Here is a 24,016-nt window from a genome sequence, read left to right as displayed (position 1 = left end):
GCTGATATGGATTTCTCTTTGACAGAAGACCAACGCGCCTTTGCTGATGCTGCGAGCCAGTTTTCGCAAGATAAATTAGCCCCAAATGCAGCCTTGTGGGATGAAAAGCAAATTTTCCCTAAAGACATTCTGAAAGAAGCTGGAGAAATGGGTTTTTTAAGCCTGTACGTTCCAGAAGAACATGGTGGATTAGGGCTTCCACGGCTGGATGCGTCCATCATTTTTGAGCAATTGGCGATGGGGTGCACATCAACCACAGCCTACATGACTATCCACAATATGGTGTCATGGATGATAGCCAGTTTTGCTACGGACGACGTCAAGCAAGAGTATTGCCCACAATTGGTTACAGGTGAAAGTCTTGGTTCATACTGCTTAACGGAAGCCAATGCAGGATCGGATGCGGCTTCGTTGACAACGACAGCAACCAAGCAAGGTGGAGAGTATGTGCTCAAAGGATCGAAGGCATTTATCTCCGGCGCAGGTGATACCGATGTACTGGTTGTAATGGCAAGGACTGATACTAACCAAAAGGGCGCATCAGGTGTTTCTGCGTTTGTTGTTCCTGCGGATGCTAAAGGGATCAGTTTTGGGCGTAAGGAGCCCAAGATGGGTTGGAATAGCCAACCGACCAGGGCCGTAACATTTGACGGTGTTCGAATTCCCGCTAGCCATTTACTTGGTAATGAAGGGGATGGCTTTAAGTTTGCGATGAAAGGGTTGGATGGCGGCCGGATCAATATTGCGACGTCTTCAATAGGCACTGCCCAGCAGGCGTTAGATCAAGCCATCCAGTATGTTGGAGAACGAAAACAGTTTGGCCAAAAACTGGGTGATTTTCAGTCCGTACAGTTCAAGTTGGCAGATATGGCAACCGAGTTAGTAGCAGCCAGGCAATTGGTTCGATATGCCGCTTATCAGTTAGATCAAAAAGCGCCAGAGGCTACAGCGTACTGTGCAATGGCCAAGCGGTTTGCAACAGACATTGGTTTTAAAATCTGTGACCAAGCTTTGCAGCTATATGGTGGTTATGGCTACATTAAGGAATATCCGCTAGAGCGCTACTTCCGTGATGTTAGGGTCCATCAAATCCTTGAAGGGACTAATGAAATAATGCGGCTTATCATTGCCCGTCGGGTACTCAGCGAAGGCTGTCGACTTCTTTAACTGCTTAACAAGAGGGTATACCTCATGTCAGATAATGTTAACTCAGGTAATGCAATAGACGTTGAAATACGTGGACACACCGCTGTGCTAACCATGAATAACCCGCCTGCTAATACCTGGACTAAAGAGAGTCTCAATCTTCTCAGGGATACCGTGCTTAAACTCAATGACGACAAGGCAGTATATGCATTGGTAATTACCGGGCAAGGAGAGAAGTTTTTTTCGGCAGGCGCGGATTTAAACTTATTTGCTGATGGCGATAAAGCGGTTGCCCTCGGGATGGCGCAAGCTTTCGGAGAGGCTTTTGAGACCCTTAGCCAATTTCGTGGGGTATCTATTGCCGCCATTAATGGTTACGCCATGGGAGGTGGCTTAGAAGTCGCTTTGGCTTGTGATATCCGTATCGCCGAGGCGCATGCCAGTTTGGCATTACCCGAGGCAAAGGTAGGCTTGCTTCCGTGTGCGGGAGGGACACAAAACCTAGCGTGGTTGGTTGGGGAAGGCTGGGCAAAACGGATCATTCTTTGCGGTGAGCGAGTGACAGCGTCACAGGCTGTAGAGATTGGACTTGTTGAACAAGTTGTTGCATCGGGTCAGGCGCTGGACTGTGCGATACAAATGGCAAGTGATGCAGCAAACCAATCTCCATCGTCAGTTGCTGCATGCAAAGCGCTAATTCAAAACTGCCGTCATTCACCTTTGACACATGGCTTAGTGAAAGAGCGTGAGCTGTTTATGAAGTTGTTTGACACTGAAGATCAAACTGAAGGGGTGCAAGCCTTTTTACAGAAGCGAAAGCCTGAGTGGAAGAACCGTTAACGATATGCGGCTTGAATAATGTAAGGGGAATAAGATGTCAGGTACGGTGAATATCAGCGAACTTGATTGCGGGAGTGGGCTCAAGTTTGGTGTCGCTGAATTAGATAATCCAGCGTCGTTAAATGCACTGAGTTATGACATGTTGGTCGTGCTTAATGAAGCCCTGCGGCATTGGCAGGATGACCATAATATTGTCGGTGTCGTTATCCATGGTGCGGGAGAGAAAGCCTTTTGTGCTGGTGGTGATGTCAGGGCAATGTACCATGTTATGCATGAAGCGAAGTCTTCAGATCACCCAGACAGTAAATTCCATGCTATCGGCTATTTGACCGATTACTTCACCGTCGAATATCAAACGGATTATCTCATTCATACATACAGTAAGCCGGTGATTGTGTGGGGGCAGGGCATCGTGATGGGGGGCGGCATCGGATTATATATCGGTGCTAGCCATAGGATTACTACTCCGGCGACAAAACTGGCTATGCCAGAAATAAGTATTGGTTTATACCCTGATGTTGGTGGCACTTGGTTTCTCAACCATTTGCCACAAGGTGTTGGGTTATTTCTGGGGTTAACCGGAGCAACGGTCAATGCCACTGATGCGCTTGCTTTATCCTTGGCTGAGCATGTATTACTGCCTGAGCAGAAAGCAGCATTTTTCGAAAGCCTGCAAAAAATGAACTGGGATGATGTGGAGCCCCATCAAGGTGTTACGCAATTGCTTGAACAGTTCGGTAAGGAGGCGATGTATACGCATCCGAATAATGAACTGATACCGTTTTTACCCGCAATACAAGCTGCTTGTCAGTACGGCTCTTTGCCGGAGATCTATAACCAAATTCAAGCCATGGCTGAACCTGTTGATGAAAAAGACGGTAAGTGGCTGAGAAAGGCAAAACAGACATTAAATGAAGGTAGTCCCATAACAGCCCACATCTGCTATCGCCAGCTTACCCAATTTCACTATGAATCGTTAGCCGATTGTTTCAGGCTCGAACTGACGTTATCCGTTCGCTGTGGAGAGCTAGGGGAATTCTATGAGGGCGTTAAATCACGGCTTATTGAGAAGACGAACCAACCCAATTGGTTATTCCCTGATATAGACAGCGTTGACCCCACTGTGATTGATACGCTTTTCACCCCACTATGGGCGGATAATGAACACCCGCTATATCGTCTGGGGCTTGCTGATTCACTTGAAGGAGCATAATGATGAATATTGCTTTTATTGGCCTTGGCAATATGGGCCACCCAATGGTGCTAAATTTGCTCAAGGCCGGTTGTCAGATATCAGTGTTCGATATCAATACCGCAGCGGCTGAATCATTGAGATCAGAAGGGGCGGCAGTTGCCAATTCTATGGAAGAGTGTGTCAAAGGGGCAGATACGGTGATGACTATGCTGCCTGCCGGTGAGCATGTCAGAGCAGTTTACCTCGGTGATCATGACGGTGGAATAGGCTTACTTCGAATGGTTGATGAGGGTACCTTTCTGATAGATTCATCAACTATCGATCCCGCATCAGCCCGGCTAGTGGCTCAAGAAGCCCATACAAAAGGGTTCGAGTTTGTTGATGCACCTGTCTCTGGCGGTGTGGCTGGCGCTCAAGCAGGTACACTGACCTTTATCGTTGGTGGTACTGAAGATGGCTTTAAGCAGGCTCAAGCAGTACTGCAATATGTCGGTAAGAATATTTTCCATGCCGGTAAGGCGGGTGATGGCCAAATGGCAAAGATCTGTAACAACTTGATGTTAGGGATCTTGATGTCTGGTACTTGCGAAGCATTGAGCTTAGGTATGGATAATGGGTTAGATCCCAAGGTGTTATCTGAAATAATGCTGCAAAGCTCTGGACGTAACTGGGCCCTTGAGCTTTATAACCCATGCCCGGGTATCATGGAAAAAGCCCCTGCGTCTAATCAGTATCAGCCAGGCTTTATGGCTAAATTAATGCTTAAAGATTTAGGTTTGGGCTTGGAAGCCGCTACCAGCAGTCAATCACCCATCCCGATGGGGACGTTAGCCCGTAATCTATATGCATTCCATAACGCGGAAGGCAATGAATTAAAAGACTTCTCTAGTTTATTTGAGTTTTATCGCAAGCAATCGAAATAATAATGGCTCTGCAGCGATAAGAAATATTGTTGGGGGATAATATGGATTTGAAGAACAGTGTAATTGCTATTACAGGTGCCGGTCAGGGCCTTGGGCAAATGATGGCGATTAGCCTAGCTCAGGCCGGTGCTGAACTTGCTTTGATTGATATGAATGAGGAAGGGCTTCATGATACTAAACAGCAGTGCCAGATGCTCAGTGCCAAGACGTTAACTTACCTAGCCGATGTCACCCATGAACAGCAGGTCGTCGCGGTATTTGAAAACATCATGGAAGACTTCGGCCAGCTTAATGGTCTAGTTAACAATGCAGGTGTGCTTAGGGATGGCTTACTGGTCAAAGCCAAGGATGACATCATCGAAAAAATGTCTTTAGAGCAGTTTTCGACTGTTATGGATGTGAATGTTACTGGGACATTTTTGTGTGCTAGGGAGGCCGTCGCCAATATGCTCAAAGCGGGTAACTCTGGTGCAATCGTTAATATTTCCAGTGTTGCAAGGGCTGGGAACATAGGGCAAACCAATTATGCAGCTTCCAAAGCGGCGGTCGCTACCATGGCGGTCTGCTGGGCGAAAGAGCTCGCGCGGTATGGGATTAGAGCTGCAGCTATCGCGCCTGGGGTCGTAGAAACAGCAATGGCTACGCAGTTAAAACCTGAAGCCATAGAAAGGCTCAAGTCTATGATACCGGTTGGTCGAATGGGGGAAGCGAGTGAGATAGCCCACGCCGTAAAATACATCTTTGAAAACGATTATTTCACCGGGCGTGTTCTAGAAATTGATGGTGGAATGCGGATGTAGTGGCCTTACCTAGCTGCTTGTTGCTTGTTGCTTGTTGCTTGGTGTTTAAGGGCCATAAAAGAACACGAACAGAGCCATGCCGCCGCCAAGAACGAACATAAGCATTGCAACAATTGAAGCGAACTTATTGAGTAGTGAAAAGAGTTTATCCATGGCTGAAATCATCATAAAAGTGTCGTTGGCAGCAAGATGCCACAGCTAGCAGTAAATTGCGATAGCGTACTCTAATTAGTAATGTTTAATTACAATTCACTAAGCTGTGGCAACAGGCTTTAGAGTACTAACTTAATCGGAAGTTGGCAAAAGACCCATGGCTTGAAGCTTGAGGAAAGCTGCTAGTGTTTTGGCATCTTTTATCTCGTTTTCTGCGACTTTGCTGAGAAATTCAGTAGGTGTCATTTTGACCACTTCAATAACTTCATCTTCATCGCATTGCGCTTGGCAAGGTTTGAGCAGTGAAGCTAAGAATAAATACTGTACTTCGTCACAGAAACCGGGAACAGGGAAAAGCTCGCCAAGGTTATGCCAGTGGCGGGCACTCAGTTGAGTTTCTTCAGCCAGTTCACGTTGAGCACAGCCCAAAATATCTTCATTACTCTCCAATGTGCCGGCAGGAAACTCCAGTATCCAATCCTTGATAGCGGGACGATACTGCTTCAGCATGATTAAGTTACCAGATTCATCAATAGGGACAATAATCACCGCTCCGGGGTGCTTAACAGTGGTAAATTCAATTTCCCGTCCATCAGGTAAAGTGTGCTGAGACTGTTCAACAGAGAAACATTTCCATTGGCAAAGGGTTTGTGTTGTCATCATTTACTACCCGTTTTGTATGTGTTTCTAGCGTAAGGGCTTTATCAGCTGATCGCAATTTGATCTTTGCCCCAGTTTTTTGCTCTCAATAGGGCACTGTCAGCTTTTATGTAGTCGAGGCTGAAATTTTGGTACTCAACTAACGTTAGGCCAATGCTGACAGTCACTGATATTTGCTTTCCATTTTCCAATTCTAGCTGCCATTGTTTAATCTCTTGTATGAGTTTCAAGGCAATGGTTTCAGCTTCTGCCTGTGAGGTATCAGGCAAGAGCAGGCAAAATTCACCATTACCCATACGTGCCAAACTATCCGCAGGCCTCAATTGCTGTTTTAAAAATTGAGATACCATGATCAAGATTTGATCGCCGGTATCTAATCCAAACCTATCATTAATGTCTTTGAGTTCATCAATATCAACAAGGACCAACGAAAGATCCTTTAGGTACCGGTTGCAACGATATGCTTGGAAAAGATATTGCTCCTCAAGGCCTTTACGATTCAACAAGCCCGTTAGAAAATCTTTCTTCGCCGTCACTTTCACCTTATTGATCGCTTCGTTGCGGTGTTGGGCCAGTAAGTAAGCCATAACCAGTACCATGGCGTATGCACTGATATTTTGTAGTGCTTCATTAATTTGTAGGTGCTTTTGAATGTACTCATCGGCGCTCATTACAACGTAGTACATGCCAAAAAGTAAGCTATACCAACAAGCATACTGGTGCCTTAGGGTAAAGAAGCACAATAATGGGATGGTGAGCGCAATGGTATTGTTTAGAAGGTTAGGGCCATCAGTATAAAAACCATAGATGCAATTTGTGGTGGTATAGATGATAAACACCCAAATCAATAAACGTGGGCTTTCAATGCGTTTGTTGAGTGTGGCAAGGAAATGACACAGTAAGGCCCCTAACAGGGCTTGGCTTGTAAGCCATAGGGAGTTTGTCGCAACGAAATAAGAAAAGGCAATGATTAGAAAATGATACCGGCGACGGGAAAGAGGATAGACAACTGCCTTTTTAGCGTTTCCTTGCTAAGTTCGATATAGGCGTGATTATCAGATTGTAATTGGTGGCTCTTGAAAACCATAGTCATGGCAAAGGTCATTCCTTGGTAAAGCGAAAATCCAGTCAATACGCAACCATGCGCAAAGACTGGATTAGCTTAATGGAAGGTGAGAACCTTGTCTAATTTTCTTGCGTAAAAAATGTAATTAATTGATCTGTGATAAACATAGCTTTTGTTATTTAACTAATGAATACTTTCAATAGCTTACTGACGGTGTCTGGTTGTTCGTTAGTGACGCCATGAGCCGTTTCAGGTAGCACAACAATGGCAGAGTTTAGATGTTTACTTAAAGCGATGCCGTTTTTCAGCGGGAATATTTTATCGCTGTCTCCCCAAATTAGCATTGTTGGTGGGAACTCATTGGTATTCGCACCTGAAATACGTGCTCTGTCGTCAACAAGAGATTGTATTAATAGCTCTTTTTCATTTTTGTAAGGAGAAAAATAACTGCTGTATATTTGATTGGCAACGAAATCAGGCATGTTTTTGGGTTCATAGAAAACATTATCAAATAGCCGTCTAACTTCATCGCTATTGGTTGGCACGAATAGCTGTTCTGGTTTCTCTACACCTGCCCTCAGGCAGAGTGCTTCGAGATCCTCGTCGCTAAATAATGGACCTGGACTGGCAATGATCACCCCTTTTTTTACACGGTCGGGTTGCATCATCATGTTGTAGGTAATGAAGCCACCATAGGAAATACCTGCCACATTCACTTCTTCTATATTGAGTGCATCAAGCAGTTGCCACATGGTGTCAGTTTGCGTTGTGAGATTGGGGGTGCCCATGCTGTAAGACTCACCAAACCACGCAAGGTCAGGGGCAATAACTTGATAGTGCTTGCTGAGCTCTAGCATTTCCTCTTTCCACGTCGCGACAGCGGTCCCGCCAAAGCCATGAATTAACAGTAAAGGCTCGCCTGTGCCACCAATCCAGTACTTTAGTTGGCCGCCCTCTTTTAGGTTAAGGATATGCTCCTGGTAACCCTGGGCATAAAGTTGGTCGTGGTCATGTTTTTCTTTCCATTGTACCAATTCACAGCCGTTGAGCATGACTGCAGTGAGGAATAGGGCAATAAACTTAACAAGTTGGCGGTTTAATTGAGCATACACGAGAACTTCTCCATTCCCAGAAATTAGAACGACATTATTATACGCTGTTTTATTTTCGTTAACACTGAACAGATTATTGCTCGCAAATTATGCATGTAATGTGATCGTTGCTTTATTTCCCATATGGTTATGATACTTTATGCTCAGTTTAACTAAGATTGTTTGAGTAAATCCTCACTCAAAGGGAGAAAAGCATGCGAGTTCTCGTCACCGGTGGTATGGGTTACATTGGCAGCCACACTTGTGTTCAGATGATTGAAGCAGGTATGACACCAATTATTGTCGATAACCTATATAACAGTAAGCAATCAGTACTGGCTCGAATTGAAAAGCTAACGGGTGTTACCCCAGCATTTTATCAAGGCGATATTCGTGATCGTGCTTTCCTAGACAAAGTGCTAGCAGAGTGTGAAGTAGAATCGGTTATTCACTTCGCTGGCCTTAAAGCGGTGGGTGAGTCGGTAGAAAAACCACTGGAATACTATGACAACAATGTTCACGGAACATTGGTACTCGTTGAAGCAATGCGTGCCGCTGGCGTGAACAGCTTGATCTTCAGCTCATCAGCAACGGTTTATGGTGATCCGGCAACTGTACCAATTACAGAAGACTTCCCGACAAGTGCGACCAACCCTTATGGTCGTAGTAAGTTGATGGTCGAAGAGTGTTTGACTGACATTCAAAAAGCTCACCCTGAAATGAGTATCACATTATTGCGTTACTTCAACCCGGTTGGCTCACACCAAAGTGGTGAAATGGGTGAAGACCCGCAAGGTATTCCGAACAACCTGATGCCATTTATCTCGCAGGTTGCTGTTGGTCGCCGTGATTTCCTTTCTGTCTTTGGTGACGATTACCCGACTGTTGATGGCACAGGTGTCCGTGATTACATCCACGTACTTGATTTGGCTGATGGTCATCTGGCAGCTTTGAACCACAAAGGTAAAGAAGCAGGCCTGCATATCTACAACCTAGGCACAGGTAATGGCTTCAGCGTATTGCAGATGGTTAAGGCATTCTCTACTGCTGCGGGTGTTGACGTTGCATACAAAATTGCACCACGTCGCCCAGGTGATATTGCAGAGTGTTGGGCTGACCCTGCTAAAGCGAAAGCTGAATTACACTGGGAAGCGACACGTACTATTGAAGATATGACGGTAGATACTTGGCGTTGGCAGTCAGCTAACCCAACAGGTTATCCTGACTTATAAAAGCTAATCATATTGTATAACTTCTAAACTGCCATCGCTATGATGGCAGTTTTTTTATGTGACTAGCAAATGAGGATGGCATCCATCTTATACGATTCATCATATGAATGAACTCATCATATTCTCACTGCAAGACAAAACACTTGCAATATAATGAGGATGAAGATGAAGGAAATTATTTTTGGTGTAATGGGCAATATGGGGCCTGAAGCGGATGCACTATTTCAGGATATTGTAGCAAAAGAAGAGATTAGCCAAGGAGCGTTGAAAGATCAGGATCATATGGGCATGTTAGTCATAAAAAACCCCGATATTCCAGATCGTTCCGAAGCCATAAATGAAGGCGGAAAGGATCCTGTTCCTGAAATGGTCAAGTCAGCAAAGATCTTAGAAAAGAATAATGTTAATTATGCCGTCATGACGTGTAATACCGCGCATTATTTCCGCGAAGCTGTCCAGAAACAAACCAGTGTTTACTTGGTTGATATGCTAAAAGCAACGACAGAGGCAATAAAGGAGAAAAACCCTAATGCTGTCGTTGGGGTCCTTTGTACTACGGGCACCTATAATTCTGGTATTTATGATAGGTATTTGGACCTTGATAGTATCCACTTTTTTAAACTTGAACCTGAAGAGCAAGAGAACTACGTTCACAGTGCCATTTACGGGAAAAAAACTGGCGAAATAACGGATTGCGGTCAAGAAATAAGAGAAAAAGCGGGTATTAAATCAGGTGTTTTTGACAGTAATGCAGAATTGTTAAGCCACGCTATCCGTTCTTTACAACTTAAAGGGGTTGATACCATTATTCTTGGTTGTACTGAGCTACCTTTAGTGAGGAGCCAATTGCAGGATAATTTCCCTACCGTGTATTTTATTGATCCTATGGAAGTTGTGGCGACAAGCGTTGTTGACGCCTACAAAGAGGCTGAAAGCTTGATAGAGAATGGGTTAGCTTCTGATACACAGATTAGAAATGTAAAAGATATTAAGAGTAGGGCAGATATTGCAGCATATATCGCATATAAGGCTCGTGTGAATATTGAGTAGACTCATGCGCTAGTTGTTTGGTTAACCCCCGGCTTGATGCAGGGGGGTAAATCGTCCTTAATTCTGGTAGGGCTTAATTATCCAAAATAATACCAAACTGGTGATTGCACCAAGGGTATCCATAAGCATGTCTTTTTGTGCATCCCAGACATCACCTTGGCTGCCAAGGAATTCTATACCAGCATCTCCGCCAGCAATTGCCGCATACCACCATTCAATAATTTCGTAGCCAGCGGCAATGGCCATGATTGTAGCAAGGGCAAAAATAGTCGCCACAAGTGGCTTGCAATGACCTTTGCGGACCATGAATTCAGCAATTGGAAATGCGTAAAGCCCTATGGAGAAGTGCGCAACGCGGTCAAAATTATTACGCTGGGAACCAATCAGTTCGTTAAACCAATCAAAAGGGACATTGGCAAAGGTGTAATGGGCGCCGATGGTGTGCAGTGACATCCAAATTGCAATCAGGATATAAGCCGTATTCGAAAATTGGAAAAAGCGGTAGGTGATCAGCAATGGGGCTAGGATCAGGACGACAGGAATGATTTCGGCCAGCCAGACATCCGGGAAAACAGGATCCAAGCCAGACCAAATGATGATCAGGGTGACAATCACGAAAGTGGTGACAGGTATGGCATGGCTTCGAATTTGTGTCATTAATTCAATATCCTACATGTATGTTTCTTTCCTGAAGGTTAGCACAATAAAGATGCGGAAAACTGAATCGATGACTAGTTTGTATAGCTAGAATTCGAAGACGTAGTTTCTTTAGACCGCTGCAGGGCTGCAATCGCGGTTTCGAGTCTTGCTACGCAATCTTCATAATATAAAGTAATTTCAGCAATCCCTCGGTTTTTCGGTGGTGATTTGAGTTCAATATCTGGCTTCCCAGTTTCAATGATTAAAAATCGGTGTTTATGCGCCAATTCTCCAAATCTAGACTTGGCAGCCATTAGGCGACGTTGAGTAAACGACTGTTGTTTTCTGCCAGGGCTTCGTTTCTTTTTTTCGGCAGGTTCAAGCACTTTTTCCAAACGGAATTTTTTCCAAGGTGTTTCAGTCTTCATAGGTTTCATATTGGGAGGGGATACCAGTTTGGCTTGGTGTATATGGCTGTTCAAACTAAATGAAAAGTCAGTTCGAGTGCAGGTCATTTTGCGACAAGTCATACCGATTGTGAAAAAGCCCCATGCAAGAAGCAGGAATCTCGCATGGGGGTAACCAGTTTTAGGCCAATACCCATAGAAGAGTTCTTGGTTAGACAATATGGGTAAACAATAAGGCGCAATTAACTCCATGACTGCGCTCCTGTACTTTTTACCTGTGCTGGTCCTAGAGTGACAGGTCATTTTGCGACAAGTTCGGGTATTAAGCAGCTTATGGCAGGAAATAAGGCTGTCGTTCTTGGTTATCTTTATGAAATGGCGATAAATCTCTATCATTTTGGTGCTAGCAATTTGAAATGTGGTACAATGCCCAGCTAACCAAATTTAGAGCTGTGTGATGACTGTCACACAGGCTTGAACTGTATTATTCTTGCTCATAGTTGGGCAATTACCGGAGCATCACTTTGCAATTTAACGATCTTGGATTAGACCAGCGCCTGATTAAAAAACTTCATCATTTGGCGTTCGATAAACCAACTGAAATTCAAAAAGCAGCAATACCTGTCGGTATCTTGGGCAAAGACATCTTAGCCTCGTCAAAGACAGGTTCTGGTAAGACACTGGCATTCTTGTTGCCAGCTATGCAGCGTATGTATCGTAGCAAACCATTTACTCGTCGCGATCCTCGTGTTCTGGTTTTGACTCCAACCCGAGAACTTGCCAAGCAGGTATTTGCCCAGCTACGTACTCTTAATGCCGGTACACCATACGATGGTGCACTTATCGTTGGCGGTGAGAACTTTAACGATCAGGTGAAAGCGCTTCGCAAAGACCCAATGTTTGTTATTGCAACACCAGGTCGATTGGCTGATCACCTTGAGCACCGCAGTACGTATCTAGATGGCCTAGAAATGCTTATCCTTGATGAAGCAGACCGTATGCTTGATCTTGGTTTTGAAGCCCAGCTACGTCGTATTCACGAAGCAGCGAATCACCGTCGCCGTCAGACTATGATGTTCTCAGCAACGTTGGATCACACTGACGTTGTGAGTATTGCGAGCGATATGCTGAATGCACCAAAGCGTATTTCTATCGGCCACTCGGCAGAAGAACATACCGATATCACCCAGCGCTTCTTCCTTTGTGATCACCTAGATCACAAACAAGCTTTGCTGGACAAGGTGTTAGAAACCGAAAACTACAACCAGGTGATTATCTTTACGGCGACCCGTGCAGATACTGATCGTCTAACCAATGAGTTGAATGAGCGTAAGCTAAAGGCGGTCGCGTTGAGTGGTGATATGAACCAGACCCAGCGTAATGCCATCATGAGCCAGTTCGAACGTGATTGTCATAAGATCTTGGTGACAACCGATGTAGCCTCTCGTGGTCTGGATATCGAAAAAGTATCACACGTGATCAACTTCGATATGCCTAAGCATGCTGAAGAGTATGTTCACCGTATCGGTCGTACAGGCCGTGCAGGTAACAAAGGTGATGCGATTTCTCTTGTTGGTCCTAAAGACTGGAAGAGCTTTAAGAACGTTGAAGCTTTCTTGCAGCAGTCCATTAGCTTCTCGACTATCGAAGGTCTAGAAGGTAAGTTCAAAGGATTGAAGCCTGCGCCGAAGAAGAAATTTACTAAGAAGAAACCGACATCAGCGAAACCGGTGGCTAAGAAGACTCAAGCGAAGCCACAGGCTAAGAAGAAAATGGACAAACGCTTCTACGACAACATGGCAGTGGGTGATAACGTCTTTATCCCTAAAAAGAAAAAGCCTGCCAGTCCATCGGCTGAAGATTAATTCGAGATCAACATTCTCGAACGATAAAAAATGCCAGTCTTTAACTGGCATTTTTTTACCTATAGAAAATTAAACGGGGTTAAACAGAGGGTTGTTGAAGGTGGTTTACCAACGCTTTGACAAACCTCGCTGCTTCACCCCCCGTACATGCTCGGTGGTCAAAGGTCATAGAAAGGGGGAGGACTTTGACGGCTTTAACATTGCCGTTGTCGAGAACTAACTTTTCAATAATTCTACCTGCCCCGATAATGGCCACTTGAGGTGGAGTAACGACAGGCGTGGCATATATGCCTGCAATCGCACCGAAATTAGAAAGAGTTATAGTGGCGTGTTGAAGTTGCTCTCGGCCAATTTTCCGCTCGCGAATACCTGCAACAGTTTTATCCACCCATTGCCTTATCCCCTTGCTGCTAAATTCATCAGCATGACGCAGAACCGGGACATAGAGGCCATGTTTGCTATCGACTGCGATACCGATATTGACAGTGTGATGTAAACAACGGGTCATTGTCTCTGCATCAAACCATGCATTAAGTGCTGGCTCTTTTTGGCAAGCATCAACAATTGCCTGGACTAACCGACAGGTAATATCTTGCTCTGGTAGCCACTGCGCAAGGCTCGCTTCTTCTGTAATGGTGACGGCGGCTATATTGTGGTGAGACTCCGCCATTGCACCGACCATAGTACGGCGAGCCCCTTTCAGAACTTCCGTACCGGGTAGCTGCTTGTCACAGGCATTATAAACATCGCTATCAAGGATGACGCCATCAGGACCGCTACCTTTGATAGCATTGAGGTCAACGCCAAGCTTTTGGGCAAGTAGCCTTGCAGAGGGCATAGCGCTGAGTGGGTGTTCTGTACTCTCTTGATGGGTATTACCCACCCAAAACTCATCAACGTTGATATCGTGACTTTCTTGTGCCACGGTACCCACGACGGTGGCAGCATCGGATTTTTGCTGTTGTGCTTCTTTTGTCTGTGATTCTGCCTTGGTAGCTACATTTGTCTTTGCAACAGGGGCGGTGGATTCTTCAATCTCCAAAAGCAAGCTGCCAATGCCGATGACATCGCCGGCTTCCCCATAGCGATTAACAATGGTACCGCTGTATGGAGCAGGGACCTCAACCGTCGCTTTGGCTGTTTCGACTGTTAGCACGACCTGATCTACTTCGACATAATCCCCGATATTGATATGCCATTGCACAATTTCGGATTCAGCTAACCCTTCGCCTAAGTCGGGTAAGTTAAATGATTTCATTTCCACCCCTCCACCAGCGATTTCGCTGCATCAACAATGTCATCTTCCTGAATCATAAAATAATCTTCGTTACGGTAATAAGGCATGATGGTATCGGTACCGGTAACGCGCTTAGGTGGTGCTTTTAATAAGCACATGGCCTGTTCAGATACTCTTGTAATGATCTCTGCACCCACACCGCAAGTCTTGCAAGCTTCATGAACCACCAGAAGCCGTCCTGTTTTTTCTAGAGATTTAATAATTGTTGCCATATCAATTGGCTTGATAGTAGCCAAATCAATCACTTCAGCTTCGATACCCATATCAGACAGTGTTTGAGCGGCTTCTAGTGACTCAACGACACTCGCGCCCCAAGTGACCAAGGTAAGATCTCGGCCTTTTCTTAAGGTGAAGCAAGTATTGAGCGGCAGGGCCTCGCCATTATCAACAACGTTTGATTTCACCGTACGATAAATTCGCTTGGGCTCAAAAAACATGATGGGGTCATTGCTTCTTATCGCAGCCAATAACAAACCGTAAGCACGTTGCGGCGAAGAAGGGATAACCACAGTAAGGCCTGGTACATGGGCAAAAAGTGCTTCAACACTTTCTGAGTGGTGTTCTGGCGCGTGGATACCACCGCCAAATGGTGCGCGGAAAACGGCAGGGCAGGTCAAGCGACCCCGGGTACGGTTTCTGATCCTTGCAGCATGGCATACAAGGTGCTCCATCGCCGGGAAAACAAAGCCTTGGAATTGAAACTCAGCAACTGGGCGCAACCCCTGAGTTGCCATACCCACGGTGACACCGCCAATCAGGGCTTCAGCCAGTGGTGAGTCAATCACACGCTTACAGCCATATTTTTCCTTCAAACCAACAGTTGCCCTAAATACACCGCCGTTGTCGCCAACATCTTCACCTAGGACAACAACACGATCGTCGTGAGCCATTTCATAATGCAACGCCATATTTACGGCATCGAGGAGGGTGACTTCAGCCATGGTTACCCCCTTGCATGCGCATTGCCTTGTTGATGATGGCATCGCGTTGGCTCAGTAAATCTTCACTGAGTTCTTCATATAAGAAATCAAAAGCAGACTCAGGGGCCTGCGATGTCATGTCGAGGTACTTCTCAACAACTTTTTCTATAACATCTTTGCAATGGGCCAACCAGTTGAGATCATCTTGTTCAGACCAAGCCCCCTGTTCGATAAGGAATGTTTTCAAACGTATTATGGGTTCGTATTCCCATGCTTGTTTGAGTTCATCTTCACTGCGGTAACGCGTAGCATCGTCTGCCGTTGTATGATCGCTAAGGCGATAGCTAACGGCTTCTATCAAGGTTGCGCCTTTGCCTTTTCTGGCGTGATCCAATGATTTAGCCACGATATCGAACATGGCGACGATATCGTTGCCATCGACCGTAATTCCCTCGATACCGGCACCTTTAGCTTTGTCGGAAAGGAACTCTGCGCCGCATTGGATTGAGCGGGGGACAGAGATTGCCCATTGGTTGTTATTAATGACGAAAACCAATGGAATGTTCCATGCCCCGGCACAGTTCAGTGACTCGAGGAAGTCCCCCTTGGATGTCGCACCATCACCACATGTAACCAGAGCGACTTGATGGTTACCTTGAATTTTTAAGGCAGCAGCCACACCTACAGCATGAGTACATTGTGTTGCAATAGGAACGCAGAATGGCAGATCTTGACAGTGGGCATCGTCAGGAGAAAAATCACTACCGCGTTCATCACCGCCCCAGTATTGGAGGTTTTTTTCCATTCCAATACCGCGTGCCCACAAGGCCGGTAGATCTCGGTAGTAAGGGATAAAGACATCAGATTTTTTTAGCGCACGTCCTACCGCAATGCCAATTGCTTCGGACCCGAGGTGAGAAGGGTATGTCCCCAGTTTGCCCGTACGTTGTAGGGCGACAGCTTTATTATCATAAGTGCGGGTTAATACCATGTCACAATAGAAGCCTTTCAGGGTTGTAAGATCAGCCCATTCAGGGAGCGGATTAACCAACTTACCGCGATGATCGATGAAACGATGCATCGGCATAGCCAGAACATTCATCGTTAGCTCCTTCTGGTGCTGCCTCAAATGAGGCGGACAGCAAATATATAAGAACGTGCCTTTTGAACAGTGGATAATTTCATTAGTGTGGTGGGCGACGTTCAATAGTACTAAGTGTAATCAAATTGTTAACATTCGCTGAGGGTCGTTTTTGTTGGGGGAGTAAACTTATCGGTACACTTGATTGATTTGTCAGTAAGGAAATTTCGAGACTGGTGTTTTAGTGTTAAGACCTTGATCAGTTAACCGCGCAAGACTTGGGCCATCGCACATACTTAAGACTGTTATAAAGAGTACATCTCAAAACACAGTCTTGTGATGTATTGAATTGTTGAGCTGTTTCTTGCGGGGATTACAGTATGAAATGGTATAGCAGTTTGGCTGCGGTGATAGTGATGTCTGCATGTTCATCACAGGCAAATGTGAGTGAAATAGCTCAGCAGAAAACTCAGTACATTCAAGATGAGTGCTATGAGAACGAAGAAAGTGCACTCAATGACGCATTCAAAACCTTCATGACTGATAGGCAAGAAGAATTAGGTGGCTTGCGTGCAACATTGAGTGATGAAAACTACGAGCAGCTTGATTTTGCCTTAAAGCATTTTGTGACGTATTGGGACCAACTCCAAACTGAGCGCAATCTTGCCTGTGAGCAGCATGCTACTTGTGAATTTATCCAAATCAAGACGCCATCATTGCAGACAAATAGCGAATTCTGTGATGGAACCGGCTTTGAATATAGTGTGAGCAGGGCAAAGATAATCAACTTTTTCAGTGATATAGAGCGGTTGGAACTCCAGCAAAACCCTTGAGTTTCATTAGTGGTCGCTGCCACTGCGTCTGCATTGAAGCGCCCAATGATAGTGTCACAGCTCACACTTTGATTTTGAGTGCCACCGCAAAAAATCTCTGCTAATATCCGCCATTTCTACCCTAGAGCAAAATGAAATGGCTTCCTTTTCTATCCAGTGCCCCCACTGTAAAAAATCCACATCGATGGTTACTCAATCGCTATCCAATACCGTCAAATGTGAGCACTGTACTAAGCCTGTTTTAGACGGGCAACCGGTAGAGGCGGACGCTAAGTCTTTGGACAAAATCATTATTTCGCCTGTACCCGTCATTGCGGTGTTTTGGGGAGATAACTGTACGCCATGTAAAGCGTTCAAGCCTATCGTGGCAAAAATAGCGAAAGAGAAGCAAGGTAAGCTTCGGGTCGTTTTTGTAAATATAAATAAAAACAAAGCGCTATCTACAAAATATCGATTGCGTGGTGTCCCTACGACTATCTCATTTAAAAAGGGGCGCCAGCAGGCGGTCCTTAACACGGCTATACGTAAAAACGAGCTTATGAAGTGGTTAACAGATTCACTATCAATTTGATCACAAAAGCGTAACTGTGCTAAAGGTATAGTGTAGACAGCGGTTAATCGGCTATCTATGCAAATAAAACAAGTGGTTTCTCATCTGAATGCCGCTTTAATAATTCAACTTATCAGGTAAATGAAAAGGAGGAAATTATGGCTACTAGCCGTAAAATTAGTAAGGAGCGTTTAGCGCTGAAATTATCCCTAGCAGGCACTGTTGTTCTGTCCTCGCTAGGTATTGGCTATGGGTTATATGTCGGATCCAACGCCATTTTGCTAGACGGCATGTTCTCCTTACTCAGTATGGGAATGACAGGGTTAAGTTTGTACACAGCTTACCTTGTATCCAAACCAGACGATCAATACTTCCAGTTCGGATATGCGCACATTGAACCGTTAATCAACGTCGTCAATGGCTTGCTCATCTTACTCACATGTGTGTTTGCCTTTTTTAGTGGTGTGCAAACCATTGTCAACGGCGGCCATGAGGTTGTGCTGGAGCATGCAATTTTATATGCAGTGCTCTCGACAATCTGTTGTTTCTCTATCTATTTCACTGAAACTTATATTGCCAAAGCAGAGCAATCTGAGTTGGTAAAGGTAGATTCGCAAGAGTGGCTTATCGATGGCATTTTAAGTGCGTCAATTCTTGTCGGTTTCATTGCGGTGATGATCTTGGATCATTACGGGTATTCCCAGTGGAACCGTTATGTCGACCCAATATTGGTCTCTGCTTTATCCCTCGCAGCGATTATTCTACCTATCAAGGTGTTACGACGTAACCTCAGAGAGGTATTGCTGGTGGCGCCTCAGGATGATGTGCAGGAGAATGTTGATCGTGTCATTGCCAAACTGTCCAAACAATATCACTTTGACGACTATACCCATCATTTTGCCAAGACGGGGCGGCAGTACGATCTTGAAGTCAATATCCTCGTAAAGGACGACACTTACTGGACGACGAAACGTCAGGATCAGATCCGGCTTATTCTTTGGGAGGCTTTGTCCGATGAGCTAGGGGATACTTGGTTATCCGTCAGCTTTACTGGGCAGGCGAGGTGGCTCTAATAGCCAGATTCAGAATATCTATCTAGAAAAGGGCATTAATTGCCCTTTTTTTACTCCATAAATTAATATTTCCAATTATCCTCATACTTATAACTATATCTAATCTGAAGGTAGAAAATTTATAGCCAAAAATACTCTGGTTATTTGGGCCTTTTCAACGCAAAATATTCATTAATTAATCAATAAAGCGAAGCCTGGCAAGCGTAGTGTACATTGATTGAATAAATTACCTGCTTAAGTTGCTGTTATTAAAGAATTAGTCTGGCTGGTATTGTGAAGTTATTTCTTGGTTTACATGCAACTAGCACGAATAATATGCAAACTTTTTAGTGCATTTTTTGCTCTGTTGGGGTATCTTGTCCCCAGTCTAAAAATTGCTTCTAGATTTAGTGGTAATCTTTAGACTTACAGGCCGCATTTAGATGCTAAACGTATTCACACATTTTGATAAATCATAGGTTTATGTGATTATGGAAACATTACTGGTTATTGCTTTCATCATTGGTGGTTTCTACATTATTTGCAGAGAAAAGAAGAAATGTACCAAGGAAGTTGATTACTCTCGAGACTCTTTGTAATTCCTATTTTTTATAGAGTAATCTGCTGGTTTTCAGATGTTACCAGTATGGCTCGCTATTTTTTGAAATAGCGTAGAAATACAAAATCGCCCATATAATATTCTGCACCTTAGAGAGGTTTGAATATATAGGGCGATTTTTGTATCTAATAAACAAGCGGTTAAGCTTGCTTATCTAACCATTCATTACGCAAGCGAGTGATACGCTTCTCTGTTTCTTGCCATTTTGATGTCTTAATCAAGTCCCGGTACTCACCTGTTGGTTTTTTACAGAGTGATTCAAGTAAAGGAACTTGTGTTTGAGGTAAGCCATCCAACGCTTCAACGGCACCTTCACGGTTGTTACAGAGCATGACCATATCGCACCCAGCCTGCTGGGCTGCTAGAGCCCTTTCGCTATAGCTGCCGAGGACATCTGCACCTTTCATATTCAAGTCATCGGAAAAGACGACGCCTTTGAATCCCATATCTTCACGAAGCACTTGTTTAAGCCAGTAATTCGAACCACTTGCCGGGGAACCATCATAATGATCAAAAATAACATGCGCTGGCATCATGGCATCAAGAAGTTTAGCGTCGATCAGTGACTGGAATACCGTCATATCATGTTGTTTGATGTTATCGCGTGAATCGACAGGCGTTTCATGATGGGAGTCTGCGATAACACCGCCATGGCCAGGGAAGTGTTTACCCGTAGCAGCCATACCGGCTAGTTTCATGCCTTTGATAAACTCAGAAGCGTATTGGATAACCTGCTGAGGATCATCTGAAAATGCTCTATCTCTAATCGCTTTGCAGTCAAAGCCAAGGTCTAACACTGGAGCTAGGCTGAGATCGATATCCATAGCTAATAGTTCCGCCGCCATTAGCCAGCCACCATCATAAGCTAAAGATTTACCTTCATTACTTTGGGCAAAGGCTTTAGCTGGTGGAAGTAATGTAAACTCTTCACGGAAGCGTTGAACACGGCCACCTTCTTGATCGACAGCAATAAGGAGAGGGCGCTTTGCTGTATTACGGATATCTTTTGTCAATGCGCGAAGTTGTTCACGATCATGATAGTTACGAGCGAAAAAAATAATACCACCGACGGTAGGGTGTTGGATGATCTCGCGATCTTCTGCATCTAGCTCATAGCCAGCTACATCAAGCATCAGAGGGCCCATGAATTCTCCTTACGGAATTTATCTAATAATTACAACCAGATAATTATGCCCTATATTCAGGGATTACCATACTAAACACGCTTAATTATAGAGAGATTTAACTCACTATTAGCAAAGCTGGCTCTATTAGCTGAAATCAAATCATCTTTTTCCCACAATAAGTGTGACCTGAAGGGTTTATTTTGTTTCCCATGAGAAACATTAAGTTTTGTAATGGATTTCATTAGAAGCTGAGGTTTTATCGTAATTTAATTAAGTTGTTGAATTTTGGTTGAAATTAGTAGTGGAGAGTATTTGCTTCGAATGTAACTTGTTTTTGTTGCATTAAAAATGTGATCGGTGCCACTTTAATGCTTTCATTTGTTCCTTAAACTGTTTCCTTAACAGTCCAATTAAGGAAATGAATGATGTCTACCTTGGTCGCTATTGCTATTACAACTGGAATTCTCTCAGGGATATGGGGATGGGTTGCAGTATCACTTGGTTTGCTTAGTTGGGCAGGTTTTCTAGGCTGTACGGCATATTTTGCATCTCCAAAAGATGGGCCTAAGGGACTGTTGCTGAGTCTAGCGACCACTATGAGTGGTGTGTTTTGGGCTATGGTCATTATCCATCTCTCAACCTCCGTTGGGATTGAGATCATCGGCTATGTCATTACTGCTGTTGTCGCTTTCTTTATGTGTGTTCAGGCAAAACAAGCTTGGCTGAGCTTTATCCCTGGCACCTTTATCGGTTCTTGTGCAACATTTGCGGCTGCCGGAGATTGGCAGTTGGTCGTGCCTTCGCTAGTACTGGGTATTGTCTTTGGTTATACAATGAAAGCATCAGGTTTGTGGTTGCAGCAGAAGTTGGCTAAACCAGAGGGAAGCCTTGCGACAGCAGAATAAACGTTAGATTATTTGTGAAAAAGCCGCATCAGCGGCTTTTTTCGCATGTGAGTGTCGCAAGATTACAAGCTAGGGATGTAAAGACCGTTGAACGCTTTGATAAGTGGTTGCAATGAGTTTGCGGCCTCTGGCTTGGGAGCGAGAACACACACCCTCAGTCCTTCATCAAGTAATTGTTGTACTTGGGCCTTTAATGACTCTTCACTATACGGTTCTCGATCGGCATCTCGTCGGCACAAATCAACAAAAGCATCATCAGCACCTTTCAACGTACCCACTTTACCGGGGTAGAGAACAAACTCGGCTTGCTGCATTAAGCGTAATGCTTTCAATGTCAGCATTTCAGTGTCTGTGCCTGTTTCTATCAAATACAAAGCTGCCTGAGGGGCATGTTTGGACTGAAGTAGTTCTACAAAGACACACTCAAGCTCTTCCTTTGTTTTGGCCTGTTCTACTGCAGGGTGACGGAAAAACAGTTCCCAGAACTTACGTCGCTCGTTAACGGTCGAATAGGTCTCTTTAATACGCTCTCTTTGCTCGCCAGCATAACCTGCAAGAAGTGAAAGGTTGTGCGGCAGTTGTGTTTCTAGTTTTTCTCGAAGGTAACGAACAAGAACGGGAGAGGCGCCTCCACTCGATACCGCAACTTGAATTGGGCTTCTATCGATCATGGAAGGGGTAATGAAGTCACAATACTCTTTATCATCGACTACATTTATCCAGATGCCTAGATCTGTTGCATCCTTATGGACTTGATGATTCAGAGAAGGAATATCTGTTGTAGCCCAAACTTGATATGCACCTTCTAGATCACTTTTTTCGTAGGACTTATTTTTCCAATCAATATGACCATTGTTTACTAATGCGGCTAGATGGTTGTGAAGCTTGGGTGAAACAACAGTAATGGATGCGTCAGCTTTACGAAGTAAGTCTACTTTTCGGCAAGCAACTTCGCCTCCGCCTATAACTGTTACTTTTCTCTGTTTAACAGAGAGGAAAATCGGGAAATAGTCCATATTAGATATTCTTTCTAGGTATATATGCTATCTCTAAGTCACTGACTTGTAGTGATATCTTTTTCTAGCTACTATGAAAACACAAAATTATAAGGTTTGAAATAATTTGAAACACTTGCTTGGTGGAAATGTTTCAATACACATAACTGTTCAGCTTGGATTAAAGGCATAATGCTAGTTTATGCGAACTATAATGTTAGTTTTTTTTGAAACCTTAAATAATCTCAACTTACTCTGATTTCACTAGAATGATTAGCCATTTAGCGATAGCCTGAGTAACTGAATATAACAAATTTTAAGCGTAGTTTTTACATAAATTTAAGATGGTCGGCAATATGAATAAAAAACTTATGTTAGCGACACTGATAAGCGCTAGTCTGCTTGTTGGTTGTGGCGATAAGTCGTCTGGTCCAGCAGGAGGAATGGTTCCGCTAGTTGCTGTTCAGCCTGTTACTGTGATCGATTACCAACAGGGCAAGCAATTTGTTGGTAGGACTGAAGCTTTAGAAGATGTGGCCATCACAGCTCAAGTTTCAGGCTACCTTAAATCACGTTCGTTCAATGAGGGTGAAACGGTTGAAAAAGGGCAAGTTCTATTTGAAATTGAACCTGCCGCTTATGAAGCTCGTGTAGCAAGTGCTGTGGCTGCTATTGCCCAAGCTGAAGCAACATTGGAGCGCGCTAATCTAGACTGGAAACGTGGTCAGAACCTTTTGCCTCGGGGCAGTATTAGCCAATCTGAATTTGACCGCCTAACCGCAGAAAAGCTAAGTGCTGAAGCGCAGGTTAAATCAGCCAATGCGCAGTTGAAGTCTGCAGAAGTTGATTTGTCATTTACTAAGATCACCGCTCCATTTACTGGCCGTATCAGTGATAGCAAGGCCAGTATTGGTGATCTTGTTTCGCCAAGCTCAGGTGTATTGACCACTTTGGTTAGCCTTGATCCAATGCAAGCCTCTTTTAACGTGAGTGAACGTGAACGTCTGAATCTTGGTATCGATAACTTAGACGGTGCAGGCGAAGGGCAGGGCGATGTTGAAGTTGTATTGACGCTAACTAATGGCAAAGAATATAGCGAATTGGGTAAGGTTGACTTTATTGGTAACCGTATCGATCTGCAGACCGGTACTATTGCAATGCGTGCAAGCTTTGCAAACCCAGAGCAGTCTCTGCTTCCTGGTCAGCATGTTCAAGTATTCCTACGTGAGAAAGAGCCTGTCAAACGTATCGTGATCCCACGTCGTGCGGTACAGAGTGATTTGGAAGGTGACTTCGTCATGGTGCTTGCCGAGGAAAATGTTGCTGAGCGCCGTAATGTCGTTCTTGGCCCTCAGACCGAACACGGTATCATCATCGCGGAAGGTATCAACGATGATGACGTTGTAATGACTAAAGGTCTTCAGCGTGTCCGTAACGGTGTGACAGTACGAGTTGAAGAAACAGGGGCGCAAGAGTAATCATGCTGAGTCGCTTTTTTATCCAGCGCCCCAAGTTCGCGCTGGTCATTTCGATTATTCTGACACTGGCGGGTGCGATAGCCGTACTTAAC

Annotated in this window: 24 protein-coding genes; 13 read left to right on the top strand and 11 right to left on the bottom strand. The window is 44.5% G+C overall.

The features are described from left to right. Nucleotides 1-6: 6 nt before the first annotated feature. From BIZ37_RS08810 to BIZ37_RS08790, 5 genes are read left to right on the top strand one after another with little or no spacing between them, the layout of a single operon-like run. A complete protein-coding gene (locus tag BIZ37_RS08810) occupies nt 7-1,167 on the top strand; it encodes an acyl-CoA dehydrogenase family protein (protein ID WP_187461174.1) in 1,161 nt (386 codons plus the stop codon). Between the two features lie 24 nt (nt 1,168-1,191). Next, nucleotides 1,192-1,986: an enoyl-CoA hydratase gene (locus tag BIZ37_RS08805; protein ID WP_187461173.1), complete on the top strand. Its 795-nt coding sequence runs from the start codon at nt 1,192-1,194 to the stop codon at nt 1,984-1,986. A 34-nt stretch (nt 1,987-2,020) separates the two neighbouring features. Continuing rightward, entirely contained in the window at nt 2,021-3,199 is a 1,179-nt protein-coding gene (locus BIZ37_RS08800; RefSeq protein WP_187461172.1) for an enoyl-CoA hydratase/isomerase family protein, read from the top strand. Continuing rightward, nucleotides 3,199-4,104: a 3-hydroxyisobutyrate dehydrogenase gene (gene mmsB / locus BIZ37_RS08795; protein ID WP_187461171.1), complete on the top strand. Its 906-nt coding sequence runs from the start codon at nt 3,199-3,201 to the stop codon at nt 4,102-4,104. Before BIZ37_RS08800 ends, mmsB begins: the two co-directional genes overlap by 1 nt. A gap of 41 nt (nt 4,105-4,145) precedes the next feature. Next, the gene (locus BIZ37_RS08790) at nt 4,146-4,904 is read left to right on the top strand and encodes an SDR family oxidoreductase (RefSeq protein WP_187461170.1); all 759 of its coding nucleotides are present in this window, start codon (nt 4,146-4,148) and stop codon (nt 4,902-4,904) included. A gap of 45 nt (nt 4,905-4,949) precedes the next feature. Here BIZ37_RS08790 and BIZ37_RS08785 read toward each other — a convergent pair whose 3' ends face one another. From BIZ37_RS08785 to BIZ37_RS08770, 4 genes are all read right to left on the bottom strand, one after another. Next, a complete protein-coding gene (locus BIZ37_RS08785; RefSeq protein WP_255526709.1) occupies nt 4,950-5,072 on the bottom strand; it encodes a 3-ketoacyl-ACP reductase in 123 nt (40 codons plus the stop codon). A gap of 117 nt (nt 5,073-5,189) precedes the next feature. Continuing rightward, nucleotides 5,190-5,717 (bottom strand): NUDIX hydrolase, encoded by a 528-nt coding sequence (locus tag BIZ37_RS08780; RefSeq protein WP_187461198.1) that lies wholly within the window; start codon nt 5,715-5,717, stop codon nt 5,190-5,192. A gap of 44 nt (nt 5,718-5,761) precedes the next feature. Beyond that, on the bottom strand, nt 5,762-6,403 hold the full coding sequence (locus BIZ37_RS30430) for a GGDEF domain-containing protein (RefSeq protein ID WP_255526708.1): 642 nt from the start codon (nt 6,401-6,403) through the stop codon (nt 5,762-5,764). A 559-nt stretch (nt 6,404-6,962) separates the two neighbouring features. Continuing rightward, a complete protein-coding gene (locus BIZ37_RS08770; protein WP_370577321.1) occupies nt 6,963-7,895 on the bottom strand; it encodes an alpha/beta fold hydrolase in 933 nt (310 codons plus the stop codon). A 194-nt stretch (nt 7,896-8,089) separates the two neighbouring features. On the opposite strand from BIZ37_RS08770, the gene galE reads away from it, so the two are divergent. Continuing rightward, on the top strand, nt 8,090-9,106 hold the full coding sequence (gene galE, locus BIZ37_RS08765) for a UDP-glucose 4-epimerase GalE (protein ID WP_187461169.1): 1,017 nt from the start codon (nt 8,090-8,092) through the stop codon (nt 9,104-9,106). Between the two features lie 165 nt (nt 9,107-9,271). Continuing rightward, nucleotides 9,272-10,156, top strand: coding sequence for an aspartate/glutamate racemase family protein (locus BIZ37_RS08760; protein WP_187461168.1), 885 nt, complete (start codon nt 9,272-9,274; stop codon nt 10,154-10,156). Nucleotides 10,157-10,213: 57 nt separating this feature from the next. Here BIZ37_RS08760 and BIZ37_RS08755 read toward each other — a convergent pair whose 3' ends face one another. Both BIZ37_RS08755 and BIZ37_RS08750 read right to left on the bottom strand, forming a co-directional pair. Next, nucleotides 10,214-10,813 carry a DUF2238 domain-containing protein gene (locus tag BIZ37_RS08755; RefSeq protein ID WP_187461167.1) on the bottom strand — a complete coding sequence of 200 codons (600 nt, stop codon included), beginning with the start codon at nt 10,811-10,813 and terminating at the stop codon, nt 10,214-10,216. A gap of 74 nt (nt 10,814-10,887) precedes the next feature. Continuing rightward, a complete protein-coding gene (locus BIZ37_RS08750) occupies nt 10,888-11,454 on the bottom strand; it encodes a hypothetical protein (RefSeq protein WP_187461166.1) in 567 nt (188 codons plus the stop codon). Nucleotides 11,455-11,726: 272 nt separating this feature from the next. Here BIZ37_RS08750 and BIZ37_RS08745 point away from each other — a divergent pair, with 272 nt between their 5' ends. Then, entirely contained in the window at nt 11,727-13,067 is a 1,341-nt protein-coding gene (locus tag BIZ37_RS08745; RefSeq protein ID WP_107296550.1) for a DEAD/DEAH box helicase, read from the top strand. A gap of 79 nt (nt 13,068-13,146) precedes the next feature. Here BIZ37_RS08745 and BIZ37_RS08740 read toward each other — a convergent pair whose 3' ends face one another. Genes BIZ37_RS08740 through pdhA form a run of 3 tightly spaced genes read right to left on the bottom strand, consistent with a single transcriptional unit; the run spans nt 13,147 to nt 16,386 of the window. Next, complete coding sequence (locus tag BIZ37_RS08740; RefSeq protein ID WP_187461165.1) at nt 13,147-14,325, bottom strand: dihydrolipoamide acetyltransferase family protein; 1,179 nt, start codon at nt 14,323-14,325, stop codon at nt 13,147-13,149. Further along, a complete protein-coding gene (locus tag BIZ37_RS08735) occupies nt 14,322-15,305 on the bottom strand; it encodes an alpha-ketoacid dehydrogenase subunit beta (RefSeq protein WP_187461164.1) in 984 nt (327 codons plus the stop codon). Before BIZ37_RS08735 ends, BIZ37_RS08740 begins: the two co-directional genes overlap by 4 nt. After that, the gene (pdhA, locus tag BIZ37_RS08730; protein ID WP_187461163.1) at nt 15,298-16,386 is read right to left on the bottom strand and encodes a pyruvate dehydrogenase (acetyl-transferring) E1 component subunit alpha; all 1,089 of its coding nucleotides are present in this window, start codon (nt 16,384-16,386) and stop codon (nt 15,298-15,300) included. The genes BIZ37_RS08735 and pdhA overlap by 8 nt, the downstream gene beginning before the upstream one ends. Before the next feature lie 359 nt (nt 16,387-16,745). Between pdhA and BIZ37_RS08725 the strand changes: the two genes are divergently transcribed. From BIZ37_RS08725 to BIZ37_RS08715, 3 genes are all read left to right on the top strand, one after another. After that, entirely contained in the window at nt 16,746-17,198 is a 453-nt protein-coding gene (locus tag BIZ37_RS08725) for a hypothetical protein (protein ID WP_222939625.1), read from the top strand. A 136-nt stretch (nt 17,199-17,334) separates the two neighbouring features. After that, a complete protein-coding gene (locus tag BIZ37_RS08720) occupies nt 17,335-17,769 on the top strand; it encodes a thioredoxin domain-containing protein (protein WP_187461162.1) in 435 nt (144 codons plus the stop codon). Between the two features lie 137 nt (nt 17,770-17,906). Beyond that, nucleotides 17,907-18,821 carry a cation diffusion facilitator family transporter gene (locus BIZ37_RS08715; protein ID WP_187461161.1) on the top strand — a complete coding sequence of 305 codons (915 nt, stop codon included), beginning with the start codon at nt 17,907-17,909 and terminating at the stop codon, nt 18,819-18,821. Nucleotides 18,822-19,559: 738 nt separating this feature from the next. Here the strand turns inward: BIZ37_RS08715 and nagZ are convergent. Next, the gene (nagZ, locus tag BIZ37_RS08710; RefSeq protein ID WP_187461160.1) at nt 19,560-20,564 is read right to left on the bottom strand and encodes a beta-N-acetylhexosaminidase; all 1,005 of its coding nucleotides are present in this window, start codon (nt 20,562-20,564) and stop codon (nt 19,560-19,562) included. Between the two features lie 407 nt (nt 20,565-20,971). On the opposite strand from nagZ, the gene BIZ37_RS08705 reads away from it, so the two are divergent. Next, complete coding sequence (locus BIZ37_RS08705; RefSeq protein ID WP_107296557.1) at nt 20,972-21,451, top strand: DUF1097 domain-containing protein; 480 nt, start codon at nt 20,972-20,974, stop codon at nt 21,449-21,451. A 62-nt stretch (nt 21,452-21,513) separates the two neighbouring features. On the opposite strand, the gene BIZ37_RS08700 is transcribed toward BIZ37_RS08705, so the two are convergent. After that, the gene (locus BIZ37_RS08700) at nt 21,514-22,467 is read right to left on the bottom strand and encodes a bifunctional precorrin-2 dehydrogenase/sirohydrochlorin ferrochelatase (RefSeq protein ID WP_187461159.1); all 954 of its coding nucleotides are present in this window, start codon (nt 22,465-22,467) and stop codon (nt 21,514-21,516) included. 335 nt (nt 22,468-22,802) lie between these two features. Between BIZ37_RS08700 and BIZ37_RS08695 the strand changes: the two genes are divergently transcribed. Next, nucleotides 22,803-23,924 (top strand): efflux RND transporter periplasmic adaptor subunit, encoded by a 1,122-nt coding sequence (locus BIZ37_RS08695; protein ID WP_187461158.1) that lies wholly within the window; start codon nt 22,803-22,805, stop codon nt 23,922-23,924. Nucleotides 23,925-24,016: the final 92 nt, after the last annotated feature.

This window comes from Photobacterium sp. BZF1 (genome assembly GCF_014349205.1).
GTDB lineage: Bacteria > Pseudomonadota > Gammaproteobacteria > Enterobacterales > Vibrionaceae > Photobacterium.
This window is presented reverse-complemented; position numbering and strand designations above follow the sequence as displayed.

Bases quoted from the DNA above. Each gene is read 5' to 3' on its own strand.
- BIZ37_RS08715 (WP_187461161.1), top strand. From the start codon at position 17,907: ATGGCTACTAGCCGTAAAATTAGTAAGGAGCGTTTAGCGCTGAAATTA.
- BIZ37_RS08790 (WP_187461170.1), top strand. From the start codon at position 4,146: ATGGATTTGAAGAACAGTGTAATTGCTATTACAGGTGCCGGTCAGGGC.
- pdhA (WP_187461163.1), bottom strand. From the start codon at position 16,386: ATGAATGTTCTGGCTATGCCGATGCATCGTTTCATCGATCATCGCGGT.
- BIZ37_RS08735 (WP_187461164.1), bottom strand. From the start codon at position 15,305: ATGGCTGAAGTCACCCTCCTCGATGCCGTAAATATGGCGTTGCATTAT.
- BIZ37_RS08740 (WP_187461165.1), bottom strand. From the start codon at position 14,325: ATGAAATCATTTAACTTACCCGACTTAGGCGAAGGGTTAGCTGAATCC.
- BIZ37_RS08695 (WP_187461158.1), top strand. From the start codon at position 22,803: ATGAATAAAAAACTTATGTTAGCGACACTGATAAGCGCTAGTCTGCTT.
- BIZ37_RS08755 (WP_187461167.1), bottom strand. From the start codon at position 10,813: ATGACACAAATTCGAAGCCATGCCATACCTGTCACCACTTTCGTGATT.
- mmsB (WP_187461171.1), top strand. From the start codon at position 3,199: ATGATGAATATTGCTTTTATTGGCCTTGGCAATATGGGCCACCCAATG.
- BIZ37_RS08785 (WP_255526709.1), bottom strand. From the start codon at position 5,072: ATGATGATTTCAGCCATGGATAAACTCTTTTCACTACTCAATAAGTTC.
- BIZ37_RS08760 (WP_187461168.1), top strand. From the start codon at position 9,272: ATGAAGGAAATTATTTTTGGTGTAATGGGCAATATGGGGCCTGAAGCG.
- BIZ37_RS08750 (WP_187461166.1), bottom strand. From the start codon at position 11,454: ATGGAGTTAATTGCGCCTTATTGTTTACCCATATTGTCTAACCAAGAA.
- galE (WP_187461169.1), top strand. From the start codon at position 8,090: ATGCGAGTTCTCGTCACCGGTGGTATGGGTTACATTGGCAGCCACACT.
- BIZ37_RS08725 (WP_222939625.1), top strand. From the start codon at position 16,746: ATGAAATGGTATAGCAGTTTGGCTGCGGTGATAGTGATGTCTGCATGT.
- BIZ37_RS08720 (WP_187461162.1), top strand. From the start codon at position 17,335: ATGGCTTCCTTTTCTATCCAGTGCCCCCACTGTAAAAAATCCACATCG.
- BIZ37_RS08705 (WP_107296557.1), top strand. From the start codon at position 20,972: ATGTCTACCTTGGTCGCTATTGCTATTACAACTGGAATTCTCTCAGGG.
- BIZ37_RS08805 (WP_187461173.1), top strand. From the start codon at position 1,192: ATGTCAGATAATGTTAACTCAGGTAATGCAATAGACGTTGAAATACGT.
- nagZ (WP_187461160.1), bottom strand. From the start codon at position 20,564: ATGGGCCCTCTGATGCTTGATGTAGCTGGCTATGAGCTAGATGCAGAA.
- BIZ37_RS08800 (WP_187461172.1), top strand. From the start codon at position 2,021: ATGTCAGGTACGGTGAATATCAGCGAACTTGATTGCGGGAGTGGGCTC.
- BIZ37_RS30430 (WP_255526708.1), bottom strand. From the start codon at position 6,403: ATGTACTACGTTGTAATGAGCGCCGATGAGTACATTCAAAAGCACCTA.
- BIZ37_RS08810 (WP_187461174.1), top strand. From the start codon at position 7: ATGGATTTCTCTTTGACAGAAGACCAACGCGCCTTTGCTGATGCTGCG.
- BIZ37_RS08700 (WP_187461159.1), bottom strand. From the start codon at position 22,467: ATGGACTATTTCCCGATTTTCCTCTCTGTTAAACAGAGAAAAGTAACA.
- BIZ37_RS08780 (WP_187461198.1), bottom strand. From the start codon at position 5,717: ATGACAACACAAACCCTTTGCCAATGGAAATGTTTCTCTGTTGAACAG.